This is a genomic window from Pseudanabaena sp. 'Roaring Creek' (assembly GCF_001402795.1).
Taxonomy (GTDB): Bacteria; Cyanobacteriota; Cyanobacteriia; order Pseudanabaenales; family Pseudanabaenaceae; genus Pseudanabaena.
Genome location: NZ_LIRE01000698.1, coordinates 1 through 9,180, shown reverse-complemented (window position 1 = coordinate 9,180; position 9,180 = coordinate 1). Strand labels below are relative to the sequence as shown.

9 protein-coding genes are annotated in these 9,180 nt (G+C 42.9%); 4 read left to right on the top strand and 5 right to left on the bottom strand.

All coding sequences use genetic code 11. From position 1 onward, the window contains the following. Positions 1–438: 438 nt before the first annotated feature. Positions 439–960 carry an RNA-binding protein gene (locus tag AC805_RS20015; protein ID WP_055077042.1) on the bottom strand — a complete coding sequence of 174 codons (522 nt, stop codon included), beginning with the start codon at positions 958–960 and terminating at the stop codon, positions 439–441. A gap of 417 nt (positions 961–1,377) precedes the next feature. On the opposite strand from AC805_RS20015, the gene AC805_RS25815 reads away from it, so the two are divergent. Beyond that, positions 1,378–1,536 (top strand): hypothetical protein, encoded by a 159-nt coding sequence (locus AC805_RS25815; RefSeq protein ID WP_156341494.1) that lies wholly within the window; start codon positions 1,378–1,380, stop codon positions 1,534–1,536. 482 nt (positions 1,537–2,018) lie between these two features. Continuing rightward, entirely contained in the window at positions 2,019–2,603 is a 585-nt protein-coding gene (locus tag AC805_RS20010) for a rhomboid family intramembrane serine protease (RefSeq protein WP_072143694.1), read from the top strand. 63 nt (positions 2,604–2,666) lie between these two features. Here AC805_RS20010 and AC805_RS20005 read toward each other — a convergent pair whose 3' ends face one another. Together AC805_RS20005 and AC805_RS20000 are read right to left on the bottom strand one after the other, a co-directional pair. Further along, a complete protein-coding gene (locus AC805_RS20005; protein ID WP_009626963.1) occupies positions 2,667–3,044 on the bottom strand; it encodes a response regulator transcription factor in 378 nt (125 codons plus the stop codon). Positions 3,045–3,348: 304 nt separating this feature from the next. After that, positions 3,349–4,500 (bottom strand): NAD-dependent epimerase/dehydratase family protein, encoded by a 1,152-nt coding sequence (locus AC805_RS20000; RefSeq protein ID WP_055077040.1) that lies wholly within the window; start codon positions 4,498–4,500, stop codon positions 3,349–3,351. 565 nt (positions 4,501–5,065) lie between these two features. Between AC805_RS20000 and AC805_RS19995 the strand changes: the two genes are divergently transcribed. Together AC805_RS19995 and AC805_RS19990 are read left to right on the top strand one after the other, a co-directional pair. After that, positions 5,066–6,184, top strand: a complete 1,119-nt coding sequence (locus tag AC805_RS19995; protein ID WP_055077039.1) for a hypothetical protein — start codon at positions 5,066–5,068, stop codon at positions 6,182–6,184. 262 nt (positions 6,185–6,446) lie between these two features. Next, positions 6,447–7,088: a hypothetical protein gene (locus tag AC805_RS19990; protein ID WP_055077038.1), complete on the top strand. Its 642-nt coding sequence runs from the start codon at positions 6,447–6,449 to the stop codon at positions 7,086–7,088. Between the two features lie 88 nt (positions 7,089–7,176). Here AC805_RS19990 and AC805_RS19985 read toward each other — a convergent pair whose 3' ends face one another. Both AC805_RS19985 and AC805_RS19980 read right to left on the bottom strand, forming a co-directional pair. Then, complete coding sequence (locus AC805_RS19985) at positions 7,177–7,467, bottom strand: hypothetical protein (protein ID WP_055077037.1); 291 nt, start codon at positions 7,465–7,467, stop codon at positions 7,177–7,179. Between the two features lie 98 nt (positions 7,468–7,565). Beyond that, a complete protein-coding gene (locus AC805_RS19980; protein WP_055077036.1) occupies positions 7,566–8,930 on the bottom strand; it encodes a DUF3084 domain-containing protein in 1,365 nt (454 codons plus the stop codon). Positions 8,931–9,180 lie beyond the last annotated feature (250 nt).

Here is a 9,180-nt window from a genome sequence, read left to right as displayed (position 1 = left end):
TATAGATAATTCAAATAAAAACTACAGCTTCGACTTCGCTCAGCTAGCTTACACCGAGGGCTGAGCGAAGTCGAAGCCCGTCTACAAGTTATTTAAAACGACTATAAAGCCCAAAATATTGTTGCTGCACGGAGCGCAGCAACAATATTTTGGGCTTTATGTCCTATATTCCTTCCCAGTAGATTAGTACATCAAACCGAAGAAAAGAAGGTTGGCATTTCGCGCCAACCTTCTCTTCTTCGGTTTTGATTTTGTCCTAATGCGAGTGGTGACAGCGATCGCAACGTAAGATTTGTTTAGGACATCAAAGAACAAAGAATGAGTGATGGTGCGAAGCACCATCACTCATTCTTTGTTCTTTGATTTATTCTAGTTATCTTTTTTGTTGATAACCCACTTTAAAGATTCTTTATAGATCTATTGGAAAGATCCATTAGTCTATTTAGCAGCACCTTGAGCTTCAAGAAGCTGTTGCTTTAATCGTTCTAGATCTTGAGCCCATCTTGGATCGGGCTGGTGAGCTTCAGAAGATGTACTAGAACTAGATACATTTCCAGAAGCTTTTTTGTTGTTATTATTGCGTTTCTTCCGTTTTGCCGCGGCTTTAATTGGCGCAGCAACCGTACTCGTTGTTACTGAGGATTCACTCTCTGAATTGACGGAATCATCAGAACCTTCTTCCAAATCAGAACCATCTTCGGCTTTGCCCTTAGTGCGAGGCAAAGCTTTTTCTAGCTTCAAGACAGCACCGTTGAAATCATAACCATTGAATTTCTCAATTACTGTATCGGCAACTTCATCAGAGCCGACGGTCACAAATCCAAAACCACGGCATTTGCCTGTTTTGCGATCGGTTATAACTTTCAACGATACTGAATCACCTGATTCATTGAAAATTTTTTCTAGAGCTTGGCGATCTAATTCTGCTGGCAAGTTGCCAACATAAAGGCGAATGGACATGATAATAGAAAACCTCTACGCTATGAAATCTTCAGCAGGTGACTAGAGCAGCCGCTACAAAAAACTTGTTTAAAAAACTTGTTTGCTACTTATTAGCTTAAATTGGAGCTATTGATTAGGTGCTACCTGCGATTAATCAAATTAATACGACACTCTTGTGCCATGTATCAACATAACATACAAAATGCGCGTACTCAAAAATAAAATGTAATGAAAGTATCAAAATTTAATCGAGCCATAAAACTGAATATATAATGAAATATACTAATAGGCTGACTATGGTGATTCTGATTCCGATTAGCTTTTCAGCATATTTGGCATAAAATTGTTAAGTTATGAGATTTTTATAATTTATTGCTTGACTAATAAAATTTGACTAATGTAATATCCACCTGCATAAATCTACATAAAATTTATATGGAAATTTTTGGGATTGTGCTAATCAGCTACTGTTTATGGATTTCTCAGGCTCTTAATGATTCCCAAAAGAAACAAGAGCAGGAAATTGAGAAAAAGATTAAAGAAAAGCTCAAAAACGATCAATACGTGAATGTTCGGATCATTGAGAAACCCTAGTTTTATAGAAATAGAGGTTCATTACTCTACCTGTGATGAGGACATGAACCTCTATTGCTGACTTGTTCTGGCTTGCCTGAAAAGCACTAAGTAGCTGTTGCAATTAAAAATCTGAAGTAGAACCTGAGGTGCACCCTTAGCACATGCCTCAGGTTTTGTTTTTTTGTATGTGGTTTTTTATTAATCCTATTGAAACTTATACCAAACCACAAAATGACGTAGCCATTTTGTGGTTTAAAAACCCTTGCTGGGTTTGGGTTTTAATCCCCGCCCCACTTTTGGGGATTGGTATTACCATCTGTCTTCAATGTTATTAATGAAGAGAATGGCGGCGCTTCGCGCCGCCATTCTCTTCTTGGAATTTGGTTTTTCAAGCTCCTAAAAGAGCGCGATCTTTGGGCGCACTCTTCCAAGAACCAATGAGGATCGCTATAGTTTAGGTAGTCCAAGATGGAAGAATTTTTAAGTCTGGGGTAAAAATTGTGAAGCAAAATCTACAAGCAATTGGTGGTGAACTAAAAAACCAAGTGAAAATCTTGGCAACCTTGGTATCGGTCTTTTGGATTGTTTTTATCTTAAATGAATTAATCTTTTCTCGCCGCCTTAATGCCTTTGGGATTCTCCCTCACAGTTTCATCGGCTTGCGCGGAATTTTATTTGCCCCATTTCTCCATGCAAACTTTTATCACATTGCGGCAAACACGGTTCCTTTTATTGTTTTAGGCTGGATGGTGATGCTACGAAACACTAAAGACTTTTACTTTGTGTCTTTTATGTCGGCTTTGGTTGGTGGTTTAGGCACTTGGTTAGTTGGCAGGGCTGACTCTGTCCATATTGGTGTAAGTAGTGTGATTTTTGGCTACTTTGGCTATCTTTTATTTCGCGGCTATTTTGAGAGAAGTTTTGTAGCGATCGCTATTTCAATTACGATCGCCATTACCTACGGCGGTTTAATCTGGGGTGTATTGCCCACAAATGCCTATATTTCTTGGGAAGGACATTTGTTTGGTTTTATAGGCGGAATTATCGCCGCAAAGTTATTGTCCCCTAGTAAAGTTGCCCAATAAAAGAGAGGCGGCGCAATGCGCCGCCTCTCTTTTATTAGTTACTAGTTATTAGTTTATTAAATTTTAAGCTACGCTCTTAATCGCTTCGAGCAAACTGCGCGTGCAGGCTCCTTTATCGCAAAAAGCGTCAATAATCGCCCCATTGGAGATAGCCTGAGCTTTGCCCCCATCAGCGGCTGAATAGGCGACAATCTTAATATGAGGATACTCAGTTTTGATGGCGCTTGAAGCTGACCAACCGTCCATTACAGGCATATGTAAATCCATGATCACCACATCAGGCTTGTACTTGTGTACTTTGGAGATCGCTTCTTTGCCATTGTTCGCCACTTCAACCGATCCAATGCAGGATTGTAGGGAAAGTGCTAGTTGTAAAGTACATCTGGTTAGTTCGTGGTCATCCACCACCAAAACGCGCAAAGTTTTTGTAGAAGATGTCATGGTAGGTTCGGTAAGAAGATCTTGACAATTATTCTTTTATGTAATTTAAGATACCTCTTTTTCTGTTACAAAGCTTCTACCACAGGGACTAATCGTAACTATTCATAAAGAAGAGGTAGCGTAATGTTCTACCGCTTCTCGTTCGGATATATAACTACCGTCACTTGACTTAGGACAAATCAAACCCCAAGAATTGACTGGCGGCGCGAAGCGCCGCCAGTCAATTCTTGGGGTTTATGTCCTAGTACAATTGGCGACAGCTATACCAAATAGCCATTTTGAGCTTTGGTATAACACACGTAGCTTAACCGCGCCATTTTACCTTGGGTAAAATTTGCTTCTGGTCGATGCGATCGCTATATCTGACTGCAAAATTGAGTAATGAATCGAGTAGGGCATCGGAGAGAAAGTGAGGTTGTAAACCAAGATCTAGCAGATTGGTGTTTTTAGCATTGAAGTAATGCTCTTCTAGCTCCACACGGGGATTATCGATATTTTGCACTTCGACCTTGATCCCGAGAGTCTGCCCCGCCTTCTGTACCATGTAGGCAAGGTCGCGGATCGAGAACAGCTCGGTAAATTGGTTGAAGACGCGCATTTTGCCAGATTCTGCTGGGGTGGCGATCGCCAGTTCAATACAGCGCACCGTGTCGCGGATATCAAGGAAACTCCTTGTCTGTCCTCCCGTGCCATAGACAGTTAAAGGGTGTCCAATCGCTGCTTGGATGCAGAAACGATTGAGCGCCGTACCAAAGACACCATCATAATCAAGACGGTTAATTAGTAATTCGTCAGTGCCAGTTTCTTCGGTAAGTACCCCATAAACTACGCCTTGGTTGAGATCGGTCGCTCGCAAACCCCATGTCCGACAGGCAAACTGAATATTATGGCTGTCGTGGACTTTACTGAGGTGATAAAAACTACCAGGCTGTTTGGGATAGGGAAGGGTATCTTTGCGCCCATTATGTTCAATGGTGATATAGCCCTCTTCAATATCGATATTGGGAGTGCCATACTCGCCCATTGTCCCGAGTTTGACTAGATGGCAGTCTGGGTTATGCTCCTTGATGGCATAAAGTAAATTGAGCGTACCAACGACATTATTAACTTGAGTAAGTACGGCATGTTCGCGATCGATCATTGAAAATGGTGCTGAGCGTTGTTCGCCGAAATGCACGAGGGCATCGGGTTCAAAATCACGAAATGTTTTTTGCAAAAATTCGTAATTTGTGATGTCGCCAATAAACAAATCGATTTTTTGACCTGAAATGGCTTGCCACTTATAGATCCGATCTTGAATAGAGGCGATCGGTGTTAGAGTCGCAACGCCCAACTCATTATCCCAATGTCGGCGAATTAAGCTATCTAACACACCAACTTCATACCCTTTATTGGCGAGATGTAAAGCTGTCGCCCATCCGCAATAACCGTCGCCACCAATTACCAGTACTTTCATGAATTCTGTGGGTTACAAAAATTTTGAGTTACAGTTTCCAAACTAACCCTATCAGGATTTATCTCATTTGTGATGCACAAGACCGAAATTTATTAAATTGTATGTGTCAGAGAATACATGCAAGACCCAACTTGGGAAGACTGGTTAAGTAGCTAGGTATAAGTAAACTTAAAACCTAGAAGATCGTACCGCCCGCTAAGCGGGCGGTACGATCTTCTAGGTTTTGCTTTAGCTATTAGGACAAAAATCAAACCCAATAGAGAGTTGCGGCGCTTCGCGCCGCAATTCTCTATTGGGTTTGATGTCCTGATACAGTTGACGGCAGCTATACTTGCTTCGCGAGAAGTTTTCCTGTTTTGATATTTATGGATAAATATCGCTAATTTTGACGCAAACTTTTATAATAAAATTGCGTGCACTCACGCAATTTAGCCGATCGCAGCTTTTGGTCGGCAGGTGTAATCTATGGAATAATAGCCAAGATTATTTAAAATTTATTCAAAAGCTATTCACAAAAGCCATTCATAAAGCTATTCATTATTTAGCCTAGGACGATCAGCCAAGTATGCTTTCGATTGCTGAACTTGCCCATAAACGAAATCCCGAAGCGATCGCCAAGATTATTTATCAGGAGTTGCAATGTCTTGACATTGATCGGCTAAATATTGATGTGGATATTGTTGATAGTAGCTTGGAAGTACAAATTCGGACAGATTCCGCCCTAGACAAAGAACAACTGCTGACAATAGTCCGTAATGAACTTCAAGAATTGCATATAGAATCAATAGCTAAATTTAAAATCTACTGTTGGCGCAATGATGAAGAAATGCATGAACAGCGCCCACTCTGGACGGAGCAATTTATGCTAGATCTACCCAAATCATCACTTTCAGGATTGGAATCAAATTTAGAGGCTCCGCTCTCGCCAACAACAAGTACACCTGCGACAAGCTTGCCTGAAAATCAATCTTCGGAAACGCGAGCACCAGAAACCCAACTTTCCAAGCAGTCGGTTCTACAACAGGCGATCTCTAAGCTTGCTCCCACTAGTCCTCAAGCAAAACAACCATCCGTTGCAAATTCGGAAAAGCCATCCCTAGAAAAGTCATCTTTAGATGAACATTTCCCTAAGTCATCAAAGTCATCAATTGTCCTTGCCAATCCCAAAGAGGAAAAAAATCAGGCAAATATCAGCTATTGGCAATTATTACTGGTAGGTTTATCAATTGTCTTACTAGGTTTGGGAATTGGTGCTTCCGTAAGAGCCTTGACCTCAAAGATAGCAACCGAGAGCCGTTCAGATCCAGCCAACCCTAGCCAAGTAATGGACAGGACAAAACCCACTGGAGCGAGCAATCCTAATGCGATCGCAGAAACACCTAACCCAAATCCCCCCACGGTTGCAAAAGCCAATGGCTCTCTCACGGATGAGCCGATTTCCGCCAATGCCATTCCCCAGCAAGAAGAACAAGTCATAACTTTAGAAAAATTTAACCGCATTCAAAAAGGCATGTCGGTCGAACAGGTGGACAAAATTTTTGGGATATCAGGTAAAGTGATCGCCGAGAATAGTTCGAGCAATGGTAACGGCAAAGTTTATTCTTGGAAAAATTCTCAGGGGAGCAATGCGATCGTGGAGTTTAAGGATGGGCAAGTCGTCGCCAAAGCCCAAGCTGGTCTATAGTTGCCCAATATAACCCAAGAACTGATCGGCGGCGCTTTGCGCCACCGATCAGTTCTTGGGTTTTGATTTTTCCTAAGCAATAAGGACTAGTGGTGGCTAAGCGCCGCCACTAGTCCTTTGGGTTTTATATTTAATTGAGGAAGTTGGGATAACTTTTATGAAGGCAGCTATATTGCTATAAAATTACACATTGGGTCGGCTAACTAATTTTTTGATTCAGACAGCTAGGAAAACCCAGTAAAAGCCTTGTGGGAGAAAATTTTTGGGTATCGATTTACGCAGCTACGTCTATTTAGACAATTTACAGCGACAACATGCTGCCTATTTAGGAACGATCGCACAAGGATTTTTGCCCTTACCAGGGGACACTTCCCTCTGGATCGAAATATCCCCAGGCATTGAGATTAACCGCATTACTGACGTAGCTCTAAAATCGACTTCAGTCCGTCCTGGAGTGCAAATAGTTGAACGTTTGTATGGATTGCTAGAAATTCATTCTGGAAGCCAAGGGGAAACCCAAGCCGCAGGTCGCGCAATTTTAGAAATGCTTGGCGTTACCGAAGAAGAACGGATTAAGCCAAGATTGCTGTCAAGTCAAATTATTCGGAATGTGGACGCACATCAAACACAACTGATTAATCGGTTTCGACGCGGTCAAATGTTACTTTCAGGACAGACTTTATACATTATGGAAGTTGAACCTGCTGCCTATGCAGCCCTTGCCGCCAATGAAGCGGAGAAAGCCGCATCTATTAATATTTTGGAAATTGTGGCAGTAGGTAGTTTTGGACGTTTATATCTTGGCGGTGAGGAGCGAGATATTATGGCAGCTTCTGCAGCAGTGCTAAATACAATTAACAATGTCAGAGGTCGGGATGTCTATAGTAACGATCGCAAAGAATAATCAACGTAGGTCAACATAGGTAAGTAGCTAGGCATAATTTAAACCCTAAAGCCTGTAGCGTACGCTGCGCGTGCTCTGCAGATCTTACCTAAAGATCATCTTCCCAACCACAACATTTACAACGCCATTGCTCAGGTGGTAAACGCATCCGCGAGAAGGGAGTTCGACACTCTGGACATTTACCTGTGAAGATAGGATGCCAACCACATTCTGATTCCATAGCGGGATCGTAACTTTGGGGATCGTCGGGTTCCCACAGCTCCGCGGAGACAAAATCCGAGCAGACTCCCCACTCTGGTCCATAGGGATGCACTGCACAGACCAATAACTGAGTGTGGGCGTAAAAATTGCAGCGATCGCAGAGGGATATTTTTGCCATATTTATATTTTATAGCTGTCGCTAAGTATATCAGGACATAAACCTCAAGAAGAGAAGGGATGCGCTAAGCGCATCCCTTCTCTTCTTGAGGTTTTTACTTAGCTAAAGCGAGCAATTTCGACACCATTTTGACGAATTACCAGTTCTAGGCTGAGCGAACTCGCAGGAAAAATGGGATCTTTGGCTACTGCCTTAATCTCATAGGGAGATTTGAGTTCACCCGCAGTTTTTATAAGGGCGTTAAATGCTTCTGGAGTAAATTGACCGACCTTGCCTGTCAGGGGATCGGCAAGAACCCCCTCACGACGCGCCCGAAAACTGACGAGTAAAAATAATTGCTCGACTCTTGAGGCTAAAGCCTGTGGTGATAGGTCGGGCGTAAATTGTAAAGTCGCAATTTCTGCACCACGGGCAAAGATCTGGCGATTGAGGGTCACATCGGCAGCGATCGCAATGCGGGTTTCTCTTTTGAGAAAGTTGCCTGCGGATAGAATGCGGATCACATAGCTTTGTCCGTCTTTAATCTTATTTAATAGCTCTTCGACCTGAGCCTCCGTAATTTTGATTACGGGTTCCTTGGGGGCTTGGTCGGGGAGAAAAGCTAGAAGTTCGCGAGCATTACGTTCTGCTTGTTGCAATAGTTGGGTACTGGCTTGGCGCAATTCACCAGTACTGAGATTCGGACGCACGACACCGATGGACAAAATTTGATCGGCAAAAATCGCGACATTCCCTTTGCGGAGTGCTTCGAGGCTGATTAATAATTGTTCCCGAACCGATTCCAAGGAAGCGACCTCTGAACCGAGGGCAACCCTTTGTTTTTCAATTTCGACTAGACGTTGTTCGGATTCATCGACTTTTTGTTTGAGGGTTTCGCGCTCCTGTGAAATGGTGGCTAATTCGTTAGAAATGCGCGATTTTTCTTCCCGCAGTTGAAGGCTTTCCGCTTGCAAACTGGATTGCTCTGCGGTCAAATTCTGGATGCGATCGCGGAGATCGGCTTCCTGTTTTGATGCTTTTTGCAGCGCTTCATCGGCTTGTTGAAATTTGCTTTCGACTGACTGCAATAAAGCCTGCGTTTCTGACTGTTTGCGGAGGGCTTGAACGAGGGATTGATTAATTTGTCCCAAGCGTTGTTGTGCTTTTTCCTGTTCGTCCTTTGCCGTTTTTAAGTCAGTCTCCACCTTTTGTTTTTGTTCTTGACTGCTAGCTAACTCCGATCGAATACTTTCTAATCGAAATAGACCATCTCTTAGCTGTCCGCTCAGCAGTAATAAAATCCCTAGGGTTGATGCCGAAATCATCCCACCCGTAGCGATCGTTACGACGGTGGCAGTGTCACGCGGTCTGAGCTTGAATATACTAAGTCGTGCTTTACCAACCTTAGTGCCAATGCGATCGCCCAGCGTCGCGATTAAGCCTCCTAAGATCAAAATCGCTAAAATCAGCGTATATCCAGCCATGTAACTCCTAAGTCCTCACAGCATAGATCTTAGCAGATTAACCATCAGTAGTGCTAAATAGGTAAGGGTAGGCGGCGCGAAGCGCCGCCTACCCTCTTATACCAATTCCCAAAATCTTACTGGGTTTGGTTTTTAATTCACAAAAGTGTTGTCACACTTTCGTGAATTGGTAATAGAATTGACTGGCGGCGCTTCGCGCCGCCAGTCAATTCTTCGGGTTTATGTCCTAATACACTTGGCGACAGCTATA

What these genes read in the sequence shown, in the direction of transcription:
- AC805_RS20015 (WP_055077042.1), bottom strand. Translation starts at nt 960, where the DNA reads ATGTCCATTCGCCTTTATGTTGGCAACTTGCCAGCAGAATTAGATCGC.
- AC805_RS25815 (WP_156341494.1), top strand. Translation starts at nt 1,378, where the DNA reads ATGGAAATTTTTGGGATTGTGCTAATCAGCTACTGTTTATGGATTTCT.
- AC805_RS20005 (WP_009626963.1), bottom strand. Translation starts at nt 3,044, where the DNA reads ATGACATCTTCTACAAAAACTTTGCGCGTTTTGGTGGTGGATGACCAC.
- AC805_RS20000 (WP_055077040.1), bottom strand. Translation starts at nt 4,500, where the DNA reads ATGAAAGTACTGGTAATTGGTGGCGACGGTTATTGCGGATGGGCGACA.
- AC805_RS19995 (WP_055077039.1), top strand. Translation starts at nt 5,066, where the DNA reads ATGCTTTCGATTGCTGAACTTGCCCATAAACGAAATCCCGAAGCGATC.
- AC805_RS19985 (WP_055077037.1), bottom strand. Translation starts at nt 7,467, where the DNA reads ATGGCAAAAATATCCCTCTGCGATCGCTGCAATTTTTACGCCCACACT.
- AC805_RS19980 (WP_055077036.1), bottom strand. Translation starts at nt 8,930, where the DNA reads ATGGCTGGATATACGCTGATTTTAGCGATTTTGATCTTAGGAGGCTTA.